Origin of the sequence: Variovorax gossypii (assembly GCF_003965815.1) — a bacterium.
In the GTDB taxonomy this organism is placed as follows: domain Bacteria; phylum Pseudomonadota; class Gammaproteobacteria; order Burkholderiales; family Burkholderiaceae_C; genus Variovorax; species Variovorax gossypii.
This window is the reverse complement of sequence record NZ_RXOE01000009.1, coordinates 100561-123711: the sequence shown is the minus strand read 5'-3', so window position 1 is coordinate 123711 and position 23151 is coordinate 100561. Positions and strand designations below refer to the sequence as shown.

Here is a 23151-nt window from a genome sequence, read left to right as displayed (position 1 = left end):
GCAGGCATGCCCGGCGCTCGTCGCTGTCACTGGTCGAAGCCAACCTTGTCTACCAGGGCACTGGCCTGCTTGCGGTACTTCGCGATCTCGGTCAGCGGCAGCGGATCGACCTTCAGCTCGCCGATGGACTGGCCGATGATCGGGTCGAGCGCCACGCCCTTGCGCACCGGGTACTCGTAGTTGGTCTGCGCGTACAGGGCCTGCGCGGGCTCGGATACCAGGAACTCGAGCAGCTTGACCGCGTTGGCGCGCTGCGGCGCGTTCTTCGCCACGGCCGCGCCGCTGATGTTGACGTGCGTGCCGCCGCTCTTGGCGTTGGCGAAGGTCGGGCGCACCACCTTGATGGCGTCGCCCCACTTGCGCGCGTCGGTGCCTTCCTTGGCGCTCTTCATCTGGCCGACGTAGTACGAGTTGGCCAGGCCCACGTCGCAGATGCCGCCGAGGATGTCGCGCGCCACGTCGCGGTCGCCGCCGGTGGCCTTGCGGGCCAGGTTGGCCTTCACGCCGCGCAGCCACTGCTCGGCCTTGGCTTCGCCGTCGTGCGCGATCAGCGAGGCGACCAGGGCGGTGTTGTAGGGGTGCTGGCCGGCGCGGATGCAGACCTTGCCCTTGTACTTCGGGTTGGCCAGGTCTTCGTAGCGGAAGCTGGTGAGCGGCAGGTTCTTGTCGGCGTACAGCACGCGTGCGCGCAGCGAGAGCGAGAACCACTGGCCGTCGGCACCGCGCAGGTTGGCCGGAATGGCCGACTCGAGCGCCGCCGACTTCACGGGCTGCGTCACGCCGCCGTCGACCAGGTCCATCAGGTTGCCGATGTCCACCGTCATCAGCACGTCGGCGGGCGAGCGGGCGCCTTCGGCCTTGACGCGCTCCAGCAGGCCGTCCTTCACGAAGACGGTGTTGACCTTGATGTTGCTCTGCGCGCTGAAGGCCGAGATGAGGGGCTGGATCAGCGCCGGTTCGCGCGTCGTGTAGAGCGTGAGCTCGTCGGTGGCGGCCAGTGCGGGGACGGCGGTGGCGGCAAGCCAGGCTGCGCTGGCGCCGAGCAGGGCGCGCGCGGCGCGGCCTTGGACGCGTGAGCGTTCGGTCATGAAGATCCTCCAGGAGCGGGTTTTCTAGAAAGCTCCGGCGCCGGCCGCAGGTGTATTGCTGGGTGTTGTCGGTACCGGATGAGAATAATTATCACTGGGGGCCAGGATCAAGATGCCTTTGTACTTACAGATCGAAGGCCTACTGCACATCGTTGCAAACAAGGCGTCCGCGCTGCTCGACAACTCGCTACCGGCCCGCTAAAACGGCCCCAGCTTTTTCTCGAAACGGAGGGAGTGCCGATGAGTGGTAGAGAGTTCTGCGCGCCGGACAACGCCAACTATCCGAAGTGGACGTCGTGGGACGCCTTCAAGTGGCAGATGCTGCCCCAGCGGCTCGGAGGCGGCTTTCCGCACCTGAGCGACTACAAGGACGCCTGGGTGCTCTACAACCGCCTGCGCATCGTCGCGGTGGCGAAGAAGTACCAGATTTCCGCGGTGCTGCTCGGCAGCGTGGCGTGGGCGGAGGTGGGCGGCAAGCCCGACGGGAGCAAGCGGCCCATGTTCGCCCTGCGCAGCTTCGACTGGAGCGGCCCCGACTGGGTCGACCGCAACCTCACGATCACCAAGCCGCCGGGTCAGACCTCGTTCGGCGCGGTGAGCATCCAGATGCGCGCCGCGACGCGCGAACTGGGGCTGGACCCCGACAGCCTGAGCTACGAGGAAGAACTGAAGCTGGTCTCCTGCCTCGAGCAGGACCTCTTCAACCTCGAGATCGTCGCCAGGCATCTGCAGGGGCTGGTGCTGCACGACTACCCCGGGGCGGACACGGAGAACCTCTCGGAGGAGCAGTTCGTCGTGGCCGGCGCGCGCTACAACCGCGGCATCGAGCGCCAGCTCTCCGACATCGTCGATTCGCTGAAGGCCACGCCGGGCAGCTCGGGGCGCGAATACTCGTCCTACGGCCGTGCCATGGTGAAGCACCGCGAGCACGTCGAGTCGCTGCTCGGCAGATGACCCGGCGCACGCACGCGATTCGATGAGCCTGAAGCGGTCAGTCTTCGCGCTGGTGTCGGCGCTCTATGCGCTGTTCTGCGCCGCGATGCTGTTCGCCATTCCGCGCAACCGCTTCGAGTGGATGCTGGAAGACCCGGCGATGCGCGGCGACGGCCTGACTTTCTGCACCCTGCCCATCGACCACGGACTGGACGCGCGGATCGAGTCCTTCGCGTACCTGGTTCCGCTGCTGGTCGTGGCCGCGGTGCTGTCCGTGCGGCGGCGTAGGCCGCACTGGCTGCTGTGGGTGGGCCTGGTGCTGGTGCTGCTCTGGGGCACCCGCTTCGTGCTGCTGGCGCCTTCCTGTCCGGTTCGCTAGCGCGCGGCGGGCACCTCGAACACCAGGCAGGTGGTGGTGGCATGCGCGTACAGCGTGCCGTCGGGGCCGTAGAGGCGGGCTTCGGCGGTGGCGAGCTGCTTGCCGCAGTGGATCACCTTGCCCTCGGCGCGCACGCGCTGCACCTTGGGCGTGAGGCCCTTCACGTAGTTCACGCCCAGCTCGGCGGTGGTGTAGGCGCGGCCGGGCGGCATCATCGTGTGGACCGAGCAGCCCAGGGCCGAGTCGAGCATGGTCGCGACCCAGCCGCCGTGGATGGTGCCCAGCGGGTTCAGGTGCTGGGGCAGCGGCGTGCCCTGGAAGATGGCCACGCCCAGGCGCGCCTCGATGATCGTGAAGTCCAGCGTCTTGGCGATGGCGGCGTAGGGAATGTCGCCGTTCAGCATCGCCTGCATGATCTCGAGCCCGGTCTTGCCGGCGATCTGGTCGGGGCGGGCGAGGCCGGGGCCCGGGCCGGCCTCGAGGCGGCCGGTGATCTTCTGCTCCTCGGCGATCCATGCGTCGAGCTGGCTGGTGGCTTGTGTCATGCCTGTGTTCCTTCTGGGGGCTTTGGCCCGAGGTGTTGATTGCATATGCAATAGTTGCACATACAATAATATCCCATGGACACCCCCACCAAGCCACGCGGCTGCACCAGCTTCAAGGTTCGCCAGCTGTCGCGACGACTCTCGCAGCACTACGACGCCGAGGTTTCGCAGAGCGGCCTCAAGACCACGCAGTACTCGCTGCTGTCGCACCTCGCGCGACTCGGCCCCACGCGGCCCGTCGACCTGGCGGCCGAGCTCAAGATGACCGCCTCCACCCTGAGCCGCAACCTCCAGCCGCTGATCGTCGCGGGCTGGATCACCCAGGGCGCGGGCGCCGATGCGCGCAGCCGGCTGGTGCAGCTCACCGAAGAAGGCGAGATCAAGCGGCGCGAAGCCCTCGCGCACTGGAAGACCGCGCAACAGAAGCTGAACGCGCTGCTCGGCGTCGAGCGTGTGCTCGCGCTGCACCTGCTGATCGACGAAGCCATGGAGCTGCTGGGCGGCGAGGACGAGCCCGTCGGCGACGACTGACCCTTCACTTTTCCCTTGCCAACACCCCATTCATTCATCGTGCGTCGAGCCGCGCGAGGGACCCGTTTCGCCTTTTTCTTTCCTCCATTCAATTCCAACAGCAGAGGCCCCATGTTCGCCACCCCCGTTTCCGCATGGCTGCAGCGCCGCGGCATCCACTACGGCTGGATCGTCGCCGCCATCACCTTCCTCACCATGCTGACCATGTCGGCCGCGCTGGGCCTGCCGGGCGCCATGCTGCAGCCGCTGGGCAAGGAGTTCGGCTGGAGCACCGAGCAGATCTCCTCCTCGCTCGCACTGCGCTTCGCGCTCTTCGGCCTCATGGGCCCCTTCGCCGCCGTGCTGATGGAGCGCTACGGCCTGCGCGCGGTGATCTGCACCGGCCTCGCGCTCGTCGGCCTGGGCATGGCGCTGGTGACCATGGCCTCGCAGCTGTGGCAGCTGTTCGTGCTGTGGAGCCTGATGCTGGGCCTGGGCACCGGGATGACCGCGCTGGTGCTCGGCGCGGTGGTGGCCAACCGCTGGTTCGTCGCGCGGCGCGGGCTGGTGGTGGGCATGCTCACGGCCAGCTCGGCGACCGGGCAGCTGGCCTTCCTGCCGCTCGCGGCCTGGATGATCGAGCACTGGGGCTGGCGCTCGGCCATCGTTCCGGTCGTGATCGGCACCATCCTCATCGGTCTGCTGGCGCTGTGCTTCGTGCGCAACCGGCCTTCGGACGTCGGCCTGCTGCCCTACGGCGAAGCGCCCGGCACCCAGCCGGCCGCACCTGCCGCAGCATCGCCGGCAATGAACTTCGCCACCCCGTTCCGCGTGCTGAAGGAAGTCTCGACCAACCGCACCTTCTGGGTCCTGGCCGGCACCTTCTTCATCTGCGGCCTGAGCACCAACGGGCTCGTGCAGACGCACTTCATCTCGCTGTGCGGCGACTACGGCATGAGCGCCGTGCCCGCGGCCTCGGTGCTCGCGATGATGGGCGCCTTCGACTTCGTCGGCACGATCCTCTCGGGCTGGCTCTCTGACCGCTACGACAACCGCAAGCTGCTCTTCTGGTACTACGGCCTGCGCGGGCTGTCGCTCTTCTGGCTGCCGCATTCGGAGTTCACCATCTACGGTCTGGGCATCTTCGCGATGTTCTACGGCCTCGACTGGATCGCCACCGTGCCGCCGACCGTCAAGCTCGCGGGCGCCGCCTTCGGCCCCGCCAAGGTCGGACTGGTGTTCGGCTGGGTCTTCGCCGCGCACCAGCTGGGCGCCGCCACGGCCGCCTACGGCGCCGGTTTCGCGCGCACGCTGCTGCTGACCTACACCCCGGCGCTCTACACCGCCGGCGCGGCCTGCCTGGTGGCGGCGCTGATCGTGATGACGATCCGCCGTCCGGCAGCCAAGTCCGGCACTCCGGCCACGACGGCCGCGGCCCGCGCCTGAACCCGCCGAGGCTCCAGCCATGACCGCTCCCCACGGAAACACCGAACTCGACCCGCGCACGCGCCGCCTGCTCGAGGCGCCCATCGTGCCGACGCTGCTGCGCCTGGCCGCGCCCAACGTGCTGGTGATGGTGGCGCAGGCCTCCGTCGGCCTCATCGAGACCTACTTCGTCGGCAAGCTCGGCACCGATGCGCTCGCCGGCATGGCGCTGGTGTTTCCCATCGTCATGCTGATGCAGATGACCTCCAGCGGCGCCATGGGCGGCGGCATCGCCTCGTCCATCGCCCGCGCACTCGGAGCGCGCCGCCGCGACGATGCCGACGCGCTGGTGTGGCATGCCATCGTCATCGCGCTGGGCTTCGGCCTGTGCTTCACGCTGGCGCTGCTGCTGGGCGGGCGCTGGCTCTACGGCGTGATGGGCGGCTCCGGGGCCGCGCTCGACGCGGCACTGACGTACTCGAACTGGGTGTTCGCCGGCGCGACGCTGGTGTGGCTCTTCAATTCGCTCGCGGCCATCATCCGCGGCACCGGCAACATGTCGGTGCCGGCCAACGTCACGGTGGTGGGCGTGGTGTTCCTCATTCCGGCGTCGCCGCTGCTGATCTTCGGCATCGGGCCGCTGCCGGGCATGGGCATCGCGGGCGGCGCGATGGCGCTGCTGCTGTACTACCTGCTGGGCTCCATCGCGCTCATCGCATACCTGCGCTCGCCGCGCAGCCTGCTCAAGCCCACGCTCGACGCGCTGAAGCTGCGCTGGCCGCTGTTCCGTGACATCCTTCGCATCGGGCTGGTGGGCGCCGTATCGACGGTGGCGACCAATCTCTCCATCGGCATCGCCACCGCGCTGACCGGGCATTTCGGCTCGGGCGCGCTGGCCGGCTACGGCACGGCCTCGCGGCTCGAATACCTGCTGGTGCCGCTGGTGTTCGGCCTGGGTGCGCCGCTGGTGGCGATGGTCGGCACCTGCATGGGGGCGGGGCTGCGCGAGCGTGCCCTGCGCGCGACCTGGGCCGGCGCTGCACTGGCCTTTGCGCTGACCGAGGCGATCGGCCTGGCGGCGGCGCTGTTCCCGCGCCCCTGGCTGCTGCTGTTCGGCAACGACCCGGCGATGCTCGAGACCGGCGCGCACTACCTGCGCGTGGTGGGACCGATGTACGGCCTCTTCGGTGTCGGGCTGGTGCTGTACTTCGCGTCGCAGGGCGCGGGCCGGCTGCTGTGGCCAGTGCTCGGCAACATCGCGCGCCTCGCGGTGGCCGCCACGGGCGGCTGGCTGGCGCTGCGCTGGGGCGGCGGGCTCACCGGCGTGTTCGCGGCGCAGGGCGTGGCGCTCGCGGTTTACGGCATCGTGATCGCATCGGCCATCGCGGGCGGCGCCTGGTTCGGGCGCGTGGGCTGGCCGCGCACCACCAGCGGGCTGCTGCGGCGCGTGGCGCAGGCCTGAACCGGACGATCAGTTTCCCAACGACGACTTCCATCAACGAAAGACGCATCATGAAAATCAAGGACTCCGTGGTCTTCATCACCGGCGCGAATCGCGGCCTCGGTCTCGCATTCGCCAAGGCAGCGCTGGCTGCCGGCGCGCGCAAGGTCTATGGCGCGGCGCGCGACCCCAAGAGCATCACCCTGCCGGGCGTGACGCCCGTGGCGCTCGACGTGACGCAGCCAGCGCAGGTCGAGGCGGCCGTGCGCGCCTGCGGCGACGTGACGCTGTTGGTCAACAACGCGGGCATCTCGCGCGGCTCGAGCTTCCTCGGCTCGCCCGATGCGGTGGCCGACGCGCGCGCCGAATTCGAAACCAACTTCTTCGGCCCCTGGGCGCTGACGCAGGCCTTCGCACCGGTGCTCGCGGCCAACGGCGGCGGAGGCGTGATCAACGTGCTCTCGGCCCTGGCCTGGACCACCTTCCCGAGCGTGGCGACCTACAGCGCGACCAAGTCGGCCGCCTGGTCGCTGAGCAACGGCCTGCGCAACGAGCTGGCCGGGCAGGGCACGACAGTGACGAGCCTGCACGTGGGCTACATGGACACCGACATGGCCGCGCATGTGCAAGGCGCCCCCAAGGCATCGCCCGATGACGTGGCCCGCCAGGCGCTGGCAGGGCTCGAGGCAGGGAAGCCGGAAGTGCTTGCCGACGAGCCCTCGCGGCAGCTCAAGCAGGGCCTGTCGAGCCCCACGCCGCCCTACGCCGGCACGGCCCCGGCGGCCTGAACGAAAAACCCGGGCTCGCGGCCCGGGTTTTTTCATCAGTAGCGGTAGGGATTGTTGGGCCGGCGGTCGTAGCGGTTCGGCACGCCGTCGCCGTCGTTGTCCCGGCGGCCATAGCGGCGGCGATCGTCCCAGCGGCGGTCATAGTGGTGGTCGCGGTGGTAGCCGGGGCCGTAGTAGTGGCGCGGCGGAGGCGGCGGTGCGTAGTAGCGGCGCGGAGGCGGCGGCGCGGGCACGACATACACCTGTGCCTGGATGAAGTTTCCGCCCGTCTGGGCCTGGGCCGGCGTGCCCAGCATGGCCAGCGACATCAAGGCCGCGGCGCCGAATGCATAAGTAAGCTGTTTCACGTGATCCCCCGGTTTGTGGTTGGAAGCCTCATCCTCGCGGCCTTTTGTGAAGTTGTTGTAAGGCTGGAGCGAATTCGGATGAAGAGCTGTAAGGCCGTGCGCGCAGGGCGCGGCACAGCCAAGACACAATTGTGAATGGACTTTGCGCCGCGGAACACATCCGCGGGTAGGCCATCGGCTCTATCGGCCGAAGGTTCAGCCGCGCGGAGCGGGCAGGAGGCGGCGCAATGCCTCGAAGAACAGGTCCGACTGCTCGCGTTCGCCCTGGATCTGCGCCGCCACGTGGGCTGCCAGCTTCGGGTTCACAGGCGCCAGCGGCCGGCCGGTGGATTGCGCGATCACCTGGTGCAGGCAGGCGCGCTCCAGGTAGTAGAGGTCGTCGTAGGCATGGGCGATGTTGCCGCCGGCCACGATCACGCCGTGGTTCGCGAGGAAGGCCACGTCCTTGCCCGCCATGGCGCGCGCGATGCGCTCGCCCTCGGCGTCGTCGAGCGCCAGGCCGTTGTACTCGGCGTCGACGGCGATGCGGTTCATGTAGCGCATCGCGTTCTGGCTCGCGGTCGGGTCGAGCGCGCGGTCGACCGTGATCGTGAGCGCCGTGGCGTAAGGCATGTGGCAGTGCAGCACCACCGCATGGCCCGTGATCCGGTGCACCGCGCCGTGGATGAACAGGGCGGTTGGCTCCACGCGGTGGCGGCCCGCCAGCACCTCGCCGTGCACGTCGATGAGCACGATGTCGTCGGGGCCGATCTCGCTCCAGTGCAGCCCGCGCGGGTTGATGAGGTAGCGGTCTTGCGTGCCCGGCAGCATCACGCTGAAATGGTTGCAGACGCCTTCGGACAGGCCGTGATGGGCGGCGGCGCGCAAGGCGAGGGCAAGGTCTTCGCGTAGCTTGCGTACGGCGGGGCTGGCGTAGTCGGCATCGGCGGACATCTCTGTGGGGCTCCTCTTTTCTTGTTGCAGGGAAAGGACGTGGCTTGCGGCTCAGGCGGGCGGCAGGCTCTTCCACGCCACGACGAACTTCTTCGCGTCCTCGCGCACCGCCGCGGCCTGCTTGCCGGGCTTGTAGAGCGAGGAGCCGATACCGAAACCGGCGGCGCCGGCCGCGCGCCATCCGGCCATGTTGTCGGGCGAGATGCCGCCCACGGGCATCACCGGCGTGCCGGAGGGCAGCACGGCCAGCAGTGCCTTCACCACGGCGGGCGAGGCCAGTTCGGCGGGAAACAGCTTGAGCCCGGTGGCGCCGGCCGCGAGCGCGCCGAAGGCTTCGGTCGGCGTCATCACGCCGGGCAGGCACACCATGCCGAGGCGCGCGGCCTCGGCGATGACCTCGGCGTTGAAGTTCGGCGAGACGATCAGTTCGCCGCCGGCCGCATGCACTTCGCGCACCTGCTGCGCGCCGAGCACCGTGCCGGCGCCGACCAGCGCCTGCGGAAAGCGCTTGCGCATCAGCGCGATGCTTTCGAGCGGCTGGGGCGAGTTGAGCGGCACTTCGAGCAGGCGGAAGCCCGGCTCGACGATGGCGTCGCCGACATCGGCCGCCTCGGCGGGCGAGAGGCCGCGCAGGATGGCCACCAGGGGCAGCTCGCGCATCGCGGCGTCGAATTTTTCGAGGGGAGTGGGGGCGGTCATGCGGGAGTCCTGTCGGAATCGAGGAAGCCGGACAGCACATGCAGCCCGGCCCAGGTGGCTTCGGCGCCGAGCGTGCGCGTGGCGACGCCGGTGGCGCGCAGGGCCAGCGTGTAGCGCTCGGTGAGGTTGGACGAGCCGATCAGGATCACTTCGCCGGACGCCTGCAGTGCCTGCGTGCGCAATTCCTCGCCGATCAGCAGGCCCGAGAGGTAGCTCGACAGCTCCTCCTTCGGCATGCGCTCGAACAGCGCGAGCGTGCGCGTGCCGAAGGCGTTGTGCAGCAGGCCGTGTCCGTTCTCGGAGCGGGTCACGCCTTCGAGGAAGGCCGCCTCGTCGAGCGGCGCCGATGCGTCGAGCGTGCGCGCCAATATGGAGTGCTGGCTCAGCAGTGCGTAGAACTCGCCCGTCATGTAGGTGCGGAAGCCCGCCACGCGGCCCTTCTTCACGGAGGCCCACTTGTTGTGCGTGCCGGGCAGCACGAAGACGCCTTCGCTCAGGCCGGTGAGTTCCATGGCGCCGAAGATCTGCACTTCTTCGCCGCGCATCACGTCGGGCACGCCGGCGTGCTCGTCGCTCAGGCCCGGCACGATGGCGATGCGCGCTCCGGGGATGGCGTCGATGTCGATGATCCTGCGGCCCACTTCCACGCGGCCCGCGGGGCAGGCGCAGTAGGGCGCTTCCACCCAGCCCTGCTTGCTGCCGGCCATGCCGGAGATCAGGCAGCGTGCACCTTCGAGGCGCATCCAGTCGCCGAACAGCTTCTCGAAGACGGTGGGGAAGCCGCCTTCGGGCACGGTGAGAATGCCGCGCGCATCGCTGCGCTCTTCCAGTACCTTGCCGCCGGCGTCCAGCAGCGCACCGCGCAGTGAACTCGTGCCCCAGTCGATTGCAACCAGTCTTGTCATCTAGTGATTGTCGCGCGGCACGAAGGCACCGCGGCGACCGCGCAGGAAGGCCAGGTCGGCGCCCTGGTCGGCCTGCAACACCGTATCGACATACAACTTCCAGTAACCGGATTCGAGCGGCGCCTTGGGCGCGACCCATTTCTCGCGCCGCTTCGCGAGCTCTTCGTCGCTCACGTGCAGGTGCAGTCTGCGGTTGGGCACGTCGAGCTCGACGATGTCGCCGTCCTGCACCAGCGCCAGCGGGCCTCCCGCGGCCGCCTCGGGCGCGGTGTGCAGCACCACGGTGCCGTAGGCCGTGCCGCTCATGCGCGCGTCGCTGATGCGGACCATGTCGGTGATGCCCTTGCGCAGCACCTTCGGCGGCAGCGGCATGTTGCCGGCCTCCGCCATGCCGGGGTAGCCCTTGGGGCCGCAGTTCTTGAGCACCATGACGCAGTTCTCGTCGATGTCGAGGTTCTCGTCGTCGATGCGCTTGTGCAGGTCGTCGGCGTTCTCGAACACCACCGCGCGGCCCTTGTGCACCAGCAGCTCGGGCGTGGCCGCGCTGGGCTTGATGATGGCGCCGTTGGGCGCGAGGTTGCCGCGCAGCACGCAGATGCCGGCCTTGTCCTTGAAGGGCTCGGCCTGGGTGCGGATGACCTGCGGATTGAAGTTCTCGGCGTCCTTCACGTTCTCCCACACGCTCTGGCCGGTGACGGTGAGGATGTCCTTGTGCAGGTGGTCGGCGATCTCCTTGATGACCACCGGCAGGCCGCCCGCGTAGCAGAAGTCTTCCATCAGGAACTGGCCCGAGGGCTGCAGGTTCACGAGGCAGGGCAGCTCGGAGGCGAGGCGGTCGAAGTCCTCCAGCGTGAGCTCGACGCCCATGCGCCCCGCGATGGCCAGCAGGTGGATCACGAAGTTGGTCGAGCCGCCGATGGCCGCGTTGACCTTGATCGCGTTCTCGATGGCCTGGCGCGTGAGGATCTTCGACATGTTCATGTCTTCATGAACCATGCCGACGATGCGCCGGCCCGCCTGCCGCGCGAGCACGTTGCGGCGGCCGTCAACGGCAGGGTAGGCCGCGTTGCCCGGCAGGCCGATGCCCAGCGACTCGACCATGCTTGCCATGGTGCTCGCGGTGCCCATCGTCATGCAGTGGCCGTGGCTGCGGTGCATGCAGCTCTCGGCCTCGAAGAACTCCTGCAGCTTGAGCGTGCCGGCGCGCACCTGCTCGCTCATCTGCCACACGCCGGTGCCGGAGCCGAGCTCCTGTCCGCGCCACTTGCCCGAGAGCATCGGGCCGCCCGACACGCCGATGGTCGGCAGGTCGACGCTGGCGGCGCCCATCATGAGCGCGGGCGTGGTCTTGTCGCAGCCCATGAGCAGCACCACGCCGTCGAGCGGATTGCCGCGGATGCTCTCTTCAACGTCCATGCTCGCGAGGTTGCGATACAGCATCGCGGTGGGCCGCAGCAGCGTTTCGCCGAGCGACATCACCGGGAACTCGAGAGGGAAGCCGCCGGCTTCGTACACGCCGATCTTCACCTGCTCCGCGAGCGTTCTGAAGTGCGAATTGCAGGGCGTGAGTTCGCTGAAGGTGTTGCAGATGCCGATGACCGGGCGGCCGTCGAACTGGTCGTGCGGAACGCCCTTGCCCTTCATCCAGCTGCGGTAGATGAAGCCGTCGCGATCGTGGCGGCCGAACCATTGCTGGCTGCGAAGTTCTTCGGGTTTCTTCCTGGGGGCGGTGCTCATGGATGTCTCTCTTTGTTGTCGAAACCTGGGCTGGATCGTCAGGGTTTGTCCTGCCGATAGAGCGTTTCAATCATCATATGATAAGCGCGAACAATGCGCCGGACCCTTAGTGTTTTCGAGCGCCGGGATACCAGTTTTCACATCACGCATGATCAAGAACATCCACGGTCGCACGCTCGAACTCCTCGGTGAAGCCGTGGTGTCGGGACGCTATGCGATCGGCGCGTCGATCCCCTCCGAGCCCGTGCTCGGTGAGGAGCTGGGCGTGAGCCGCACCGTGGTGCGCGAGGCCGTCAAGTCGCTGGCGGCCAAGGGCCTGATCGTGACGGGCCCGAAGGTCGGCACGCGCGTGTTGCCCAAGGAGAAGTGGAACTGGTTCGACCCCGACGTCATCACCTGGCAGGCGCGCGCCGGCCTCACGCCCGAGTTCCTGCGCGACCTGCAGGACCTGCGCCGCGCGGTGGAGCCGGCGGCGGTGCGGCTGGCCGCGGAGAGGGCCACCGAGGACGACATCGACGAGATCGAGCGCGCCTATGCCGGCATGAAGGAAGCGGTGGAGAACGGCGGCGACTACGTCACCTTCGACCTGCGCTTTCACAACGGCCTGCTGAGCGCCGCGCGCAACAGGATGATTGCGCAGATGAGCAAGGTGCTCAACGCATTGCTGCGCACCAGCTTCGAGATATCGACCACCAAGCCCGACGGCCCCACGCTCTCGCTGCCGCTGCATCGCGCGGTGCTCGACGCGGTGATCGCGCACGACCCTGACGTTGCGGAGCGCGCGATCCTGCGGCTCATCGACGGCGCCCGCCAGGACATCGAGGACGTGCTGGGCTCGCGCCGCAGGCTGCCGCGCCTGAGCCGGCCGCCGCCGCGACTCAAGGCCGGCTAGCCGCCCGGGCCCGCCCGCAGTCCTCATCCGGTTTTTCACCCCACGCTCGCGCGTCGAGCAGATTCCACCCCAGAAGAGAAGGAGACAAAGTCCATGAAACTCGTCAAGTCGCTGATCGCGCCGACGCTGGTCGCGATGGGCCTGCTGTCGGCAGGCCACGTCGCCGCGCAGGAAAAACTCACCGTCTGGTGGGTCAAGGGCTTCTACAAGGCCGAGGACGATGCGCTGTACGCAGCCATCAAGAAGTTCGAGGAGAAGAACAAGAACGTGAAGATCGAGCTGTCGCAGTACCCGATCCAGGACATGATCCCCAAGACCGTGTCCGCGCTCGACTCGGGCAGCCCGCCCGACGTGGCGTACGCCGACGTGTACGACTTCCAGGTCACCGGCAAGTGGGCCTTCGACGGCAAGCTCGAGGACATCAGCAGCGTTCTCACGCCCATGAAGGACCGCTTCGCGCCCAACACGCTCGAGACCACCTACCTCTACAACGACCAGACCAAGAACAAGGCGTACTACGCCTTCCCGATCAAGCAGCAGACGATGCACATCGAGTACTGGCTCGACATGCTGACCGAGGCAGGGTTCAAGGAGTCCGACATTCCCACCGCCTGGAAGGACTACTGGTCGTTCTGGTGCGAGAAGGTGCAGCCGGCCAGCCGCCAGAAGAGCGGCAAGCGCAACTTCGGCATCGGCATGCCGATGGGCGTGGATTCGAGCGACGCGTTCTATTCGTTCCTGACCTTCATGGACGCCTACAACGTCAAGCTGGTGGACGACAACGGCAAGCTGCTGGTCGACGATCCGAAGGTGCGCACCGGCCTGATCGGCGCCATGACCGACTACACCATGCCCTACACCAAGGGCTGCACGCCGCCTTCTTCCACCAGCTGGAAGGACCCGGACAACAACGTCGCCTTCCACAACAAGACGACCGTGATGACGCACAACGCGACCATCTCCATCGCCGCCAAGTGGCTCGACGACTCGAACAACGCCTCGCTCACGCCCGAGCAGCGCGAGGAAGCGCGCAAGAACTACACGGAGCGCATCCGCACGGCCGGCTTCCCCAACAAGCCCGACGGCAGCAAGATGGTCTACCGCACGGCTGTGAAGACGGGCGTGGTGTTCAAGGACGCGAAGAACAAGGCCCGCGCCAAGGAGTTCGTGTCGTTCCTGCTGCAGGAAGAGAACCTCACGCCGTACGTCGAGGGCTCGCTGGGCCGCTGGTTCCCCGTGACCAAGACCGCGCAGCAGCGTGACTTCTGGAAGGCCGACCCGCACCGCCTGTCGGTCTACAACCAGTACGCCGCCGGCACCGTGACCTTCGAATTCACCAAGAACTACAAGTTCACCGTGCTGAACAACGAGAACGTCTGGGCCAAGGCCATGAACCGCATCGTCACCGACAAGGTGCCGGTGGACAAGGCGGTGGACGAGATGATCGCCCGCATCAAGACGGTGGCGGGGCAGTAAGCCGCCCAGGCACGACACCCGTCGACACCGTCAACAACAACAGCAGCAGCACGCCATGAGCGCCACTGCCACCACCGCCGCCGCGCCGAGTACTTCGGCGCCTGTCGTCAATCCCGGAGCGCGGCATGCGCGCTGGCAGTTCTGGGGCGCGGTCATGGTCGTGCCCTACCTGCTGGTGTTCGTGGTGTTCGTGCTGTACCCGGTGGGCTATGGCCTCTGGCTGGCCCGCCATCCGCAAAGCTACGTGAAGCTGGTCGAGGACCCGATCTTCTTCCGTTCGGTGATCAACACGGCCATCTTCCTGGTCGTGGCGATCAACATCAAGATGCTCGTGGCGCTGGTGCTCTCGGGCTTCTTCGTGACCTCGCGCTGGTGGATCAAGATCGTCTCGGCGATCTTCATCCTCCCGTGGGCGATGCCTTCGATCCCGACCATCCTGTCGATCCGCTTCATGCTGAACCCGGAGTGGGGCGTGATCAACAGCACCATCTTCCGCCTGACCGGCGCGGACGGCCCCAACTGGCTCAACGATCCCACGCTGGGGCTGGCCTTCGCGATGCTGGTGCACACCTGGAAGTCGCTGCCGTTCTGGACGCTCATCCTCGTGGCGGGGCGGCTGGCCATTCCCACCGAGCAGTACGAGGCGGCCTCTGTCGACGGCGCCTCGTCGTGGCAGAAGTTCCGCTTCGTGAGCTGGCCCGCGCTCAAGACGCTCTACATCACCTCGCTCATCCTCTCGATGATCTGGACGCTGGGCGACTTCAACAGCGTCTACCTGCTGACCGGCGGCGGCCCCGCCGACCTCACGCACGTACTCGCCACGCTGGGCATCCGCTACCTGCGGCTCGACCAGGTCGACCTGTCGATGGCATCGATCGTGGTGGCATTGCCGCTCGTGCTGCCCCTCGTGTACTTCATGATGAAGAGGCTCTCGAAATGAAGCGCTGGACCCCACGAGCCGTGCTGACCGAGGCCCGGCTGCTGCTCATCGGCATCCCGGTGCTGCTGTGGACGCTGATCCCGGTCTACCACATGGTGCTGTTCGCGATCTCGTCGAAGGACTCCGCGACCTCGGGCCACCTGTGGCCCAAGAACGCGACGCTGGACAACTTCCGCATCGTGTTCCAGCAGAAGCACTTCTACCTCGACCACTTCTGGCTGCAGCTGTGGAATTCGCTGCTGATCGCGGTTTCGGTGGGCGCGCTCACGCTCTTCGTGGCGACCACCGCCGCGTTCGCCATCAGCCGGCTGCGCGTGCGCGGCGGGCGCACGGTGATGAACATGGCGCTGTTCACGTACTTCATCCCGGCCGCCTTCCTCGCGGTGCCCATGTACAAGACCATGGGCAACTACGGCCTGCTCAACAGCCAGTGGGCGCTGATCCTCGCGATGGTGACCATCGCCTCGCCGTACTGCATCTGGGTGCTGAAGCAGGCCTCCGACAAGCTGCCCTACGAGCTCGACGAAGCCGCGCGCATGGACGGTGCCTCGCCGCTGCAGCTGTTCCGCCTCGTGTACCTGCCGCTGATGGTGCCGTCGCTGGTGGCCGTGGGCACATATTCGCTGCTGCTGGCATGGAACGAGTACCTCTATGCCTTCCTGCTGCTGTCGAACGACAAGAGCGTGACGCTGGCGGTGGCGCTGGGCAACTTCCTGTCGGCAGACGATTCGCCGTGGGAGCTGCTGATGGCCACCGGCCTCATCTACGCGCTGCCGCCTGCAGCCATTTACTACGCATTCAAGCGCTACATGGTCGGCGGCATCACCGCCGGAGCGGTAAAGAGCTAACCCCCAGGCTTCGCGCACTTCGTGTCGCTTCGCCAACCCCCTTGCAGGGGGCAACACCAACGGCCCGGCAAAGCCGGTTCCGCGGTGTTCCGCGAAGGACCCCAGATGCAACGACACACTGAAGAGAGATTCCCATGGCATCCGTATCCTTTCGCAATATCCAGAAATCCTTCGGCAAGGTCCACATCATCAAGGGCCTGGGCTTCGACATCACCGACGGCGAGTTCGTCGTGCTGGTCGGCCCCTCGGGCTGTGGCAAGTCGACGCTGCTGCGCATGCTCGCGGGCCTGGAGGACATCAGCGGCGGCGAGATCGTCATCGACGGCCGCGTGGTCAACGACCTCGAGTCGAAGGACCGCGACATCGCCATGGTGTTCCAGAGCTATGCGCTCTACCCGCACATGACGGTGGGCGAGAACATGGGCTTCAGCCTGCGCCTGCGCAATGCCGAGAAGTCGGTGACCGACGAGCGCGTGGCCAGGGCCGCGAAGATCCTCAATCTCGACGCGCTGCTGGGCCGCTACCCGCGCGAGCTCTCGGGCGGCCAGCGCCAGCGCGTGGCCATGGGCCGCGCCATCGTGCGCGACCCGAAGGTGTTCCTGTTCGACGAGCCGCTGTCGAACCTCGACGCCAAGCTGCGCGTGGCGATGCGTGCCGAGATCAAGGCGCTGCACCAGCGGCTGAAGACCACCACCGTGTACGTGACGCACGACCAGATCGAGGCCATGACCATGGCCGACCGCATCGTCGTGATGCACGACGGCATCGTCGAGCAGATCGGCACGCCGCTGGAGCTGTACGACCGGCCCGACAACCTGTTCGTCGCGCAGTTCATCGGCTCGCCGTCGATGAACGTGATCGAGGGCACGGTGCGGCGCTCGGGCGGGGAGTGCTGGGTCGAGTCGCAGGGCGCACGCTGGCCCGTTCCGGCCGCCACCGCGGTGCCCGACGGCCAGCCGGTGCACTACGGCATCCGGCCCGGCGACATGACTCTCGGTGGCGGATCGCACGGCGTGGAAGCCAGGGTCATCGTGGTCGAGCCCACGGGCGCCGAGACCGAACTGCTGGTGCAGGTCGGCGAGGCCAGGCTGGTGCTCGCCGTGCACGGCCGCGTCGACGCCCGGCCCGACGATACGGTGCGGCTGGCCATCGAGGCCGAGAGCGTGCACCTCTTCGACCGGCAGACCGGCCGCCGCATGGGCTGACTCCGCCTGAAACCAGGGCCCGCCGCGAAGGCGCGGCCTGTTCGTGTTCGCGGGCGCGCGCGGAACCTGCTTTGACGGGCTGCTGGGTGCGCCCTCGTGAAGGGGGGCAGAGCCACACGAAGTGTGGCGAGGCTGGGGGCGGGCCTAGCTTGTGCGCAGCCTGAGAAGGGCGCGCACGAAGCCGTGATCTGAGCGCGAGCGATCGCGTCCCTCGTGCAGGTGGTCGTTGAAGTAGTCGACCCGCCGCACGTCGCCCAGGCTGTGCCGGCTGGTGGCGACGAACTCCTCGCTCACGAAGATCTGGTCGAGCACCTCCGGGTAGCCCTGGTGGACGTGCGAGTAGGCCACGTCCTTCTTGAGCGCCGCCTCGCCCTGCATCTCGTAGGCGTTGAACAGGGCCACGTCGCGCGCGGCCTTGTCGTAGGCCACTTCGGAGGTGGCCGCCACGAGCTGCGTGGTCACGCTGTGGGGGTTGTCGTTGAAGTCGCCCATCACCACCAGCGGCACGTTCGTGCCCTGCAGCAGGTCGATCACGATGCAGCGCAGGGCGGCCGCTTCAGCGCCGCGCATCAGCAGCGAGCGCAGCGAGGCCATCACGCCCACCTTGCGGTCGTCGCGGTCCTCGAGGTGATTGCCTTGCGCATCCTGCAGGAACTTGGGGCGCTTGGACTTCAGGTGCACCGTGAGCACGTGCACCTGCTGGCCGTGCTTCATGCGCACCGTGGCGAGCAGGGGCGGCCGCTCGAAGCGCGTGTGGGGGCCGAGGCCCGGTACTTCCACGCCGAAGCCCGGGGGGAAGTCGACGAAGGAGCGGACCTCGTCCACCTTCAGCCTCGTTGCGATGCCCACGCGCGGCGTGCCCTGCGCGCCAGGCCGCGCGGGCGTGCCTTCGGGGCTGCCGGGCGGCGGCGTGTTTTCCGCGCCGGGTGCCGAAATGAAGTCGTAGCGCAGGCCGCTGCGCGCGATGCAGGCCTTCAGCGCGGATTCGTCCCACACCTCCTGCACCGCCAGCACGTCGGCGTTGAGCGCGTTGAAGCGCTCGCCGATCCAGTCGATCTTTCGCTCGTACTCGCGCTCGGTGTAGGCGTCCTGGTTCTCGTAGTACACGCGGTTCGGGGCCGCGAGGTTGAGGAGGTTGCAGGTGGCTACGAAGAGGGTCGCGTAGTTGGGTGGGATGTATTGCATGGCGTGACGATTGTGGCTTGAGTTGTCATTTGCCAGCCCGTACCGCCGCGATGGAAAACCCCATGAAAAAAGGCGCCCGGAGATGCTCCGGGCGCCCTGGTTCGGATTGCCGGTAGCTGCCTGCTGCGCTACCCGCGGATGTCAGCGGCCGAACGAACGGCCGCCACCGCCACCGGAGCGATTGCCACCACCGCCGTAGCCGCCACCACCCGAGCGGCCACCGCCGCCCGAACGGTTGCCGCCACCGTAGCCACCGCCACCCGAACGGCCGCCGCGTCCACGGCCACCCATGTGGTCGACGCTGGTGCGAAGCGGATCGGGCTGGCCGGCACCGCCGCCACCGACCGATTCGGCGCGCAGGTGCGCGACCTGGTTGGCTTGCGTCGGGCTGTGGCTGTTGCCGTGGTGGCGCGGCTGGCGCTCTTCATGCGGCGCGTGATGGTGGTGCTGCGGCGCGCGTGCCGGGCCCTGCGGGCCGCGGGCTTGCTGCGGGCGGGGGGCTTGGCCGCGTGGGCCCTGGCCTTGACCCTGGCCGCCGCCGTTGGCGTTGCGGCCCTGGCTGTTGCCGCCGCCCTGGCCACCGCCACGACGCTGGCCACCGCCACCGCCGCTGCCGCCACCCTGGCCGGCCTTGTTCTCACGGATGCGCTGCAGCATCTCGGTGCGCGCAGCCTTGGCGGCCGCCTGCATCACTTCGCGGCTCGGCGGACGGCCGGCGCCGCCCCAGATGGTCTGGCGGCCCATGGCGATGGGCTCGGCGCGTTCGCCTTCCTCGGGGCCGTAGCCCTCGATGATCTGCACGGGGATCGTCTGCTTCGTGAAGCGCTCGATCTCCTGCATGAAGCCTTCCTCGTCCAGGCACACGAAGCTCACGGCCTCGCCGCTGGAGCCGGCGCGGCCCGTGCGGCCGATGCGGTGCACGTAGTCTTCGCTGACGTTCGGGATCTCGTAGTTCACGACGTGCGGCAGCTCGTCGATGTCGATGCCGCGGGCGGCGATGTCGGTGGCCACCAGCGCGCGCAGCTCGCCGCTCTTGAAGCCGGCCAGCGCCTGGGTACGGGCGCTCTGGCTCTTGTTGCCGTGCAGCGCCATCGCCTCGATGCCGTTCTTGGTGAGGAATTCGGCCACGCTGTTGGCGCCGAACTTGGTGCGCGTGAACACCAGCACCTGGCTCCACTTGTTCTCGTTGATGATGTGCGCGAGCAGCGCCTTCTTCTTGCCGCGGCCCACGGGGTGGATCACCTGGGTGATGCGCTGCACGGTGGTGTTGCGCGGCGTGACCTGGATGCTCTGCGGGTTGCGCAGCAGCGTGGCGGCCAGGTCGCGGATCTCGTCGCTGAAGGTGGCCGAGAACAGCAGGCTCTGCTTTTCCTTGGGCACCAGCGCCAGCACCTTGCGCACGTCGTGGATGAAGCCCATGTCGAGCATGCGGTCGGCTTCGTCGAGGATGAGGATCTGGACCTGGCTCAGGTCGAGCATGCCCTGCTGCTGCAGGTCGAGCAGGCGGCCGGGGGTGGCCACGAGGATGTCGACGCCGCTCTTGAGCTTGCTGATCTGCGGGTTCATGCCGACGCCGCCGAAGATCACGGTCGAGCTCAGCTGCAGGTACTTGCCGTAGGTGCGCACCGATTCCTCGACCTGCGCGGCGAGTTCGCGGGTGGGGGTCAGCACGAGGGCGCGCACGCCGGTGCCGCCGAACTTGTTGGTGGCGCTGCGGGTCATGCTGAGCTTGTGCAGCATCGGCAGCGTGAAGGCGGCGGTCTTGCCGGTGCCGGTCTGGGCGCCGCCGAGCAGGTCGTGGCCCTCGAGCACCGCGGGGATGGCTTGCGCCTGGATGGGGGTGGGGGAGTCGTAGCCGTGTTCGTGCACAGCCTTCAAGATGGCGGGGGCCAGCTTCAGTTCGTCAAAAGTCATTGGAAACAACAAGCGCCATACACGGCGCGGTGGCATCGGCCCGCCAGGCGTCTAAAGACGACGCCGAGCCAGTCAAGGCAGATGAGGGTCAGGGGTGGGAGCCGGAAAGTCCGCCCTTGCGAAAGGGTTGAAATGGCGCTTTCTTCGTCCCCGGCAGAGAGCCGGTGTTGCGGGCAACTGGACCCGGCAACGGGGTCTATTGTCGCATGAGTCGATAATCAGTGGTTTGCCGCGCCCGAATGCCTCCATTCCGGCGACCGCGCATCCCTTCGAATCCCGCTACCCAAGGTAACCAACCACACATGGCTCAATACGTCTATTCGATGAACCGTGTCAGCAAGACCGTGCCGCCCAAGCGGCAGATCTTGAAAGACATTTCGCTGTCCTTCTTCCCCGGCGCCAAGATCGGCGTGCTCGGCCTGAACGGCTCGGGCAAGTCCACGCTGCTCAAGATCATGGCGGGCGTCGACAAGGAAATCGAGGGCGAGGCACTGCCCATGCCCGGCCTGACCATCGGCTACCTGGAGCAGGAGCCCAAGCTCAATGCCGAGCACACGGTGCGCGAATCGGTCGAGGAATCGATGGGCGCCGTCAACGCGGCCAAGAAGCGCCTGGAAGAGGTCTACGAGCTGTACGCAGCCGAAGACGCCGACTTCGACGCACTTGCCGCCGAACAGGCCGAACTCGAGGCCATCATCGCCACCGCCGGCACCGATTCCGAGCACCAGCTCGAGATCGCCGCCGACGCCCTGCGCCTGCCGGCCTGGGACGCCAAGATCGGCGTGCTCTCGGGCGGCGAAAAGCGCCGCGTCGCGCTGTGCCGCTTGCTGCTGAGCAAGCCCGACATGCTGCTGCTCGACGAACCGACCAACCACCTTGACGCCGAATCGGTCGAGTGGCTCGAAGTGTTCCTTCAGCGCTTCCCGGGCACCGTGGTGGCCATCACCCACGATCGCTACTTCCTCGACAACGCCGCCGAGTGGATCCTCGAACTGGACCGCGGCCGCGGCATTCCATGGAAGGGCAACTACAGCACCTGGCTCGAGCAGAAGGGCGAGCGCCTGGCGCAGGAGCAGAAGAGCGAGGAAGCCCACGCCAAGGCCCTGAAGAAGGAACTGGAGTGGTCGCGCCAGAACCCGAAGGCCCGCCAAGCCAAGAGCAAGTCGCGCCTGGCCCGCTTCGAGGAGCTGAGCGACGTCGAATACCAGAAGCGCAACGAAACGCAGGAAATCTTCATTCCCGTGGCAGAGCGCCTGGGCAGCCAGGTGTTCGAGTTCAAGAACGTCAGCAAGTCCTTCGGCGACCGCATGCTGATCGACAACCTGAGCTTCAACATCCCGGCGGGTGCCATCGTCGGCATCATCGGCCCGAACGGCGCCGGCAAGTCGACGCTGTTCAAGCTGCTCGCGGGCAAGGAAAAGCCGGATTCGGGCGAGGTCGTCATCGGCCAGACCGTGAAGATGGCCTTCGTCGACCAGTCGCGCGACGCGCTGGGCGACCAGAAGACCGTGTGGGAAGACATCTCGAACGGCCTCGACATCATCAACGTCGGCAAGTTCCAGATGGCCAGCCGCGCGTATGCGGGCCGCTTCAACTTCAACGGCGCCGACCAGCAGAAGAAGGTCGGCACGCTGTCGGGCGGTGAACGCGGCCGCCTGCACCTGGCCAAGACGCTGATCGCCGGCGGCAACGTGCTGCTGCTTGACGAACCGTCGAACGACCTGGACGTGGAAACCCTGCGCGCGCTCGAAGACGCGCTGCTCGAATTCGCCGGCACGGTCATGGTGATCAGCCACGACCGCTGGTTCCTCGACCGCATCGCCACGCACATCCTCGCGGCCGAAGGCGACAGCCAGTGGACCTTCTTCGACGGCAACTACCAGGAGTACGAAGCCGACAAGAAGAAGCGCCTGGGCGAGGAAGGCGCCAAGCCCAAGCGCATGCGCTACAAGGCCCTTAAATAAGGCTCGCCCCCAGGCTGCGCGCACTTCGTGTCGCTACGCCAACCCCCTACCGGGGGCAACACCTGCGGCCCGGCAAAGCCGGTTCCGCGGTGTTCCTGGAATGGGTTCAGATTGCTTCGACAAGAGCGCGTGGTTCCGCAAGGGGCCGCGCGCTTTTTTCATCGTCCGCCGCGAAAACCTCACGTGCGGCGAAGATGCCGTTGAGCGCCGCGGGGAAGCCCGCGTACACCGCCATCTGCATCATGATCTCGACCACTTCGTCGCGCGTCACGCCGACGTTCAGCGCGGCCTGGATGTGCACCTTCAGCTGCGGCGCGGCATTGCCCATGGCGGTGAGCGCGGCCACCGTCGCGATCTCGCGGGAGCGCAGGTCGAGGCCGGGGCGCGAGTAGATGTCGCCGAACGGAAACTCGATCACCAGGCGACCGAAGTCCGGCGCGATGCCGGCCAGGCTCTCGACCACCTTGACGCCGCCTTCGCCGTCGATCTCATGAAGCCTGGCCAGGCCACGCGCGTAGCGCTGGTTGTCGCTTTGGCCCTGGTCTTGTTGTTTGTTCGTCATCGCTCGTCTTTCCTTCCCGGGCCTTGCCCGACTTGGGAGGACGCTTCTGCGTTTTCTCGATCTCGCTGTAGTGGTCGATCTTGAACGACAGCGCCTGCATGGATTGCTGCAGCGCCGCCACCTTGGCCTGAACTTCGGCGAGGTGCCGTTCGAGCATCTCGCGCCGTTCGCCGACGCTGGCGTCCCCCTGGCTTCGAAGCCTGACGAAGGCCTGCATGCCCTGGATGGACATGCCGGTTTCGCGCAGGCGCAACAGGAAATCCAGCAGGTCCATGTCGGCGCTCGCATAGCGCCGCTGACCGCCGGGTGCACGGGACACCGCGGCGATCAGCCCGATGCGTTCGTAGTAGCGCAGCGTGTAGACCGTGAGGCCGGTTCGTTCCGCGACTTCCGCAATGGTCAGACTGGTTTCCATGGCGTTGATTCTCGAAATTA

General features: G+C 67.4%; 23 protein-coding genes. 12 read left to right on the top strand and 11 right to left on the bottom strand.

Annotation, left to right across the window (positions count from 1 at the left end; translation table 11 throughout):
- Nucleotides 1–26 precede the first annotated feature (26 nt).
- On the bottom strand, nt 27–1088 hold the full coding sequence (locus EJP69_RS25790) for a Fe(3+) ABC transporter substrate-binding protein (RefSeq protein WP_093199435.1): 1062 nt from the start codon (nt 1086–1088) through the stop codon (nt 27–29).
- Nucleotides 1089–1328: 240 nt separating this feature from the next.
- Between EJP69_RS25790 and EJP69_RS25785 the strand changes: the two genes are divergently transcribed.
- Nucleotides 1329–2042 (top strand): hypothetical protein, encoded by a 714-nt coding sequence (locus tag EJP69_RS25785; RefSeq protein ID WP_093199437.1) that lies wholly within the window; start codon nt 1329–1331, stop codon nt 2040–2042.
- 22 nt (nt 2043–2064) lie between these two features.
- Nucleotides 2065–2400, top strand: a complete 336-nt coding sequence (locus tag EJP69_RS25780) for a hypothetical protein (RefSeq protein WP_126473103.1) — start codon at nt 2065–2067, stop codon at nt 2398–2400.
- Here the strand turns inward: EJP69_RS25780 and EJP69_RS25775 are convergent.
- Complete coding sequence (locus EJP69_RS25775) at nt 2397–2945, bottom strand: PaaI family thioesterase (protein ID WP_093199442.1); 549 nt, start codon at nt 2943–2945, stop codon at nt 2397–2399. The genes EJP69_RS25780 and EJP69_RS25775 overlap by 4 nt on opposite strands.
- 75 nt (nt 2946–3020) lie before the next feature.
- Here EJP69_RS25775 and EJP69_RS25770 point away from each other — a divergent pair, with 75 nt between their 5' ends.
- The 4 genes from EJP69_RS25770 to EJP69_RS25755 all read left to right on the top strand — a co-directional run bounded on the left by EJP69_RS25770 (nt 3021) and on the right by EJP69_RS25755 (nt 7109).
- On the top strand, nt 3021–3476 hold the full coding sequence (locus tag EJP69_RS25770) for a MarR family winged helix-turn-helix transcriptional regulator (protein WP_093199445.1): 456 nt from the start codon (nt 3021–3023) through the stop codon (nt 3474–3476).
- 111 nt (nt 3477–3587) lie between these two features.
- The gene (locus EJP69_RS25765) at nt 3588–4901 is read left to right on the top strand and encodes an MFS transporter (protein ID WP_093300935.1); all 1314 of its coding nucleotides are present in this window, start codon (nt 3588–3590) and stop codon (nt 4899–4901) included.
- Nucleotides 4902–4920: 19 nt separating this feature from the next.
- Entirely contained in the window at nt 4921–6342 is a 1422-nt protein-coding gene (locus EJP69_RS25760; RefSeq protein ID WP_093199453.1) for an MATE family efflux transporter, read from the top strand.
- A gap of 50 nt (nt 6343–6392) precedes the next feature.
- Complete coding sequence (locus EJP69_RS25755) at nt 6393–7109, top strand: SDR family oxidoreductase (protein ID WP_093199456.1); 717 nt, start codon at nt 6393–6395, stop codon at nt 7107–7109.
- A gap of 35 nt (nt 7110–7144) precedes the next feature.
- Here EJP69_RS25755 and EJP69_RS25750 read toward each other — a convergent pair whose 3' ends face one another.
- From EJP69_RS25750 to EJP69_RS25730, 5 genes are all read right to left on the bottom strand, one after another.
- Complete coding sequence (locus EJP69_RS25750; protein ID WP_093300934.1) at nt 7145–7456, bottom strand: hypothetical protein; 312 nt, start codon at nt 7454–7456, stop codon at nt 7145–7147.
- A 195-nt stretch (nt 7457–7651) separates the two neighbouring features.
- Nucleotides 7652–8419 (bottom strand): aldolase, encoded by a 768-nt coding sequence (locus EJP69_RS25745; RefSeq protein WP_256228369.1) that lies wholly within the window; start codon nt 8417–8419, stop codon nt 7652–7654.
- A 21-nt stretch (nt 8420–8440) separates the two neighbouring features.
- Complete coding sequence (locus EJP69_RS25740) at nt 8441–9088, bottom strand: 2-dehydro-3-deoxy-6-phosphogalactonate aldolase (protein ID WP_093199464.1); 648 nt, start codon at nt 9086–9088, stop codon at nt 8441–8443.
- Entirely contained in the window at nt 9085–9993 is a 909-nt protein-coding gene (locus tag EJP69_RS25735) for a 2-dehydro-3-deoxygalactonokinase (protein WP_126473101.1), read from the bottom strand. Before EJP69_RS25735 ends, EJP69_RS25740 begins: the two co-directional genes overlap by 4 nt.
- Nucleotides 9994–11730, bottom strand: coding sequence for an IlvD/Edd family dehydratase (locus EJP69_RS25730; protein WP_093199469.1), 1737 nt, complete (start codon nt 11728–11730; stop codon nt 9994–9996).
- A 148-nt stretch (nt 11731–11878) separates the two neighbouring features.
- On the opposite strand from EJP69_RS25730, the gene EJP69_RS25725 reads away from it, so the two are divergent.
- From EJP69_RS25725 to EJP69_RS25700, 5 genes are all read left to right on the top strand, one after another.
- Nucleotides 11879–12622, top strand: a complete 744-nt coding sequence (locus tag EJP69_RS25725) for a FadR/GntR family transcriptional regulator (RefSeq protein WP_093300929.1) — start codon at nt 11879–11881, stop codon at nt 12620–12622.
- 93 nt (nt 12623–12715) lie between these two features.
- Nucleotides 12716–14098, top strand: a complete 1383-nt coding sequence (locus tag EJP69_RS25720; RefSeq protein WP_093300927.1) for an ABC transporter substrate-binding protein — start codon at nt 12716–12718, stop codon at nt 14096–14098.
- Between the two features lie 55 nt (nt 14099–14153).
- Nucleotides 14154–15038 (top strand): carbohydrate ABC transporter permease, encoded by an 885-nt coding sequence (locus EJP69_RS25715; protein ID WP_093199477.1) that lies wholly within the window; start codon nt 14154–14156, stop codon nt 15036–15038.
- A complete protein-coding gene (locus EJP69_RS25710; protein WP_093199479.1) occupies nt 15035–15886 on the top strand; it encodes a carbohydrate ABC transporter permease in 852 nt (283 codons plus the stop codon). The genes EJP69_RS25715 and EJP69_RS25710 overlap by 4 nt, the downstream gene beginning before the upstream one ends.
- Nucleotides 15887–16020: 134 nt before the next feature.
- Nucleotides 16021–17091 (top strand): ABC transporter ATP-binding protein, encoded by a 1071-nt coding sequence (locus tag EJP69_RS25700; protein WP_093199482.1) that lies wholly within the window; start codon nt 16021–16023, stop codon nt 17089–17091.
- Between the two features lie 144 nt (nt 17092–17235).
- Here the strand turns inward: EJP69_RS25700 and EJP69_RS25695 are convergent, their stop codons facing one another.
- Nucleotides 17236–18276, bottom strand: coding sequence for an endonuclease/exonuclease/phosphatase family protein (locus EJP69_RS25695; RefSeq protein WP_126473099.1), 1041 nt, complete (start codon nt 18274–18276; stop codon nt 17236–17238).
- Between the two features lie 141 nt (nt 18277–18417).
- Complete coding sequence (locus EJP69_RS25690) at nt 18418–20190, bottom strand: DEAD/DEAH box helicase (protein WP_126473097.1); 1773 nt, start codon at nt 20188–20190, stop codon at nt 18418–18420.
- Nucleotides 20191–20492: 302 nt separating this feature from the next.
- On the opposite strand from EJP69_RS25690, the gene ettA reads away from it, so the two are divergent.
- Nucleotides 20493–22154, top strand: coding sequence for an energy-dependent translational throttle protein EttA (ettA, locus tag EJP69_RS25685; RefSeq protein WP_093199490.1), 1662 nt, complete (start codon nt 20493–20495; stop codon nt 22152–22154).
- 106 nt (nt 22155–22260) lie between these two features.
- Here ettA and EJP69_RS25680 read toward each other — a convergent pair whose 3' ends face one another.
- Both EJP69_RS25680 and EJP69_RS25675 read right to left on the bottom strand, forming a co-directional pair.
- Nucleotides 22261–22716 carry a carboxymuconolactone decarboxylase family protein gene (locus EJP69_RS25680; protein WP_126473095.1) on the bottom strand — a complete coding sequence of 152 codons (456 nt, stop codon included), beginning with the start codon at nt 22714–22716 and terminating at the stop codon, nt 22261–22263.
- Nucleotides 22643–23131, bottom strand: a complete 489-nt coding sequence (locus EJP69_RS25675; protein ID WP_126473093.1) for a MerR family transcriptional regulator — start codon at nt 23129–23131, stop codon at nt 22643–22645. Before EJP69_RS25675 ends, EJP69_RS25680 begins: the two co-directional genes overlap by 74 nt.
- Nucleotides 23132–23151: the final 20 nt, after the last annotated feature.

What these genes read in the sequence shown, in the direction of transcription:
- EJP69_RS25720 (WP_093300927.1), top strand. Translation starts at nt 12,716, where the DNA reads ATGAAACTCGTCAAGTCGCTGATCGCGCCGACGCTGGTCGCGATGGGC.
- EJP69_RS25785 (WP_093199437.1), top strand. Translation starts at nt 1,329, where the DNA reads ATGAGTGGTAGAGAGTTCTGCGCGCCGGACAACGCCAACTATCCGAAG.
- EJP69_RS25775 (WP_093199442.1), bottom strand. Translation starts at nt 2,945, where the DNA reads ATGACACAAGCCACCAGCCAGCTCGACGCATGGATCGCCGAGGAGCAG.
- EJP69_RS25770 (WP_093199445.1), top strand. Translation starts at nt 3,021, where the DNA reads ATGGACACCCCCACCAAGCCACGCGGCTGCACCAGCTTCAAGGTTCGC.
- EJP69_RS25735 (WP_126473101.1), bottom strand. Translation starts at nt 9,993, where the DNA reads ATGACAAGACTGGTTGCAATCGACTGGGGCACGAGTTCACTGCGCGGT.
- EJP69_RS25765 (WP_093300935.1), top strand. Translation starts at nt 3,588, where the DNA reads ATGTTCGCCACCCCCGTTTCCGCATGGCTGCAGCGCCGCGGCATCCAC.
- EJP69_RS25695 (WP_126473099.1), bottom strand. Translation starts at nt 18,276, where the DNA reads ATGCAATACATCCCACCCAACTACGCGACCCTCTTCGTAGCCACCTGC.
- EJP69_RS25790 (WP_093199435.1), bottom strand. Translation starts at nt 1,088, where the DNA reads ATGACCGAACGCTCACGCGTCCAAGGCCGCGCCGCGCGCGCCCTGCTC.
- ettA (WP_093199490.1), top strand. Translation starts at nt 20,493, where the DNA reads ATGGCTCAATACGTCTATTCGATGAACCGTGTCAGCAAGACCGTGCCG.
- EJP69_RS25710 (WP_093199479.1), top strand. Translation starts at nt 15,035, where the DNA reads ATGAAGCGCTGGACCCCACGAGCCGTGCTGACCGAGGCCCGGCTGCTG.
- EJP69_RS25725 (WP_093300929.1), top strand. Translation starts at nt 11,879, where the DNA reads ATGATCAAGAACATCCACGGTCGCACGCTCGAACTCCTCGGTGAAGCC.
- EJP69_RS25760 (WP_093199453.1), top strand. Translation starts at nt 4,921, where the DNA reads ATGACCGCTCCCCACGGAAACACCGAACTCGACCCGCGCACGCGCCGC.
- EJP69_RS25675 (WP_126473093.1), bottom strand. Translation starts at nt 23,131, where the DNA reads ATGGAAACCAGTCTGACCATTGCGGAAGTCGCGGAACGAACCGGCCTC.
- EJP69_RS25740 (WP_093199464.1), bottom strand. Translation starts at nt 9,088, where the DNA reads ATGACCGCCCCCACTCCCCTCGAAAAATTCGACGCCGCGATGCGCGAG.
- EJP69_RS25730 (WP_093199469.1), bottom strand. Translation starts at nt 11,730, where the DNA reads ATGAGCACCGCCCCCAGGAAGAAACCCGAAGAACTTCGCAGCCAGCAA.
- EJP69_RS25715 (WP_093199477.1), top strand. Translation starts at nt 14,154, where the DNA reads ATGAGCGCCACTGCCACCACCGCCGCCGCGCCGAGTACTTCGGCGCCT.
- EJP69_RS25680 (WP_126473095.1), bottom strand. Translation starts at nt 22,716, where the DNA reads ATGACGAACAAACAACAAGACCAGGGCCAAAGCGACAACCAGCGCTAC.
- EJP69_RS25755 (WP_093199456.1), top strand. Translation starts at nt 6,393, where the DNA reads ATGAAAATCAAGGACTCCGTGGTCTTCATCACCGGCGCGAATCGCGGC.
- EJP69_RS25700 (WP_093199482.1), top strand. Translation starts at nt 16,021, where the DNA reads ATGGCATCCGTATCCTTTCGCAATATCCAGAAATCCTTCGGCAAGGTC.
- EJP69_RS25690 (WP_126473097.1), bottom strand. Translation starts at nt 20,190, where the DNA reads ATGACTTTTGACGAACTGAAGCTGGCCCCCGCCATCTTGAAGGCTGTG.
- EJP69_RS25780 (WP_126473103.1), top strand. Translation starts at nt 2,065, where the DNA reads ATGAGCCTGAAGCGGTCAGTCTTCGCGCTGGTGTCGGCGCTCTATGCG.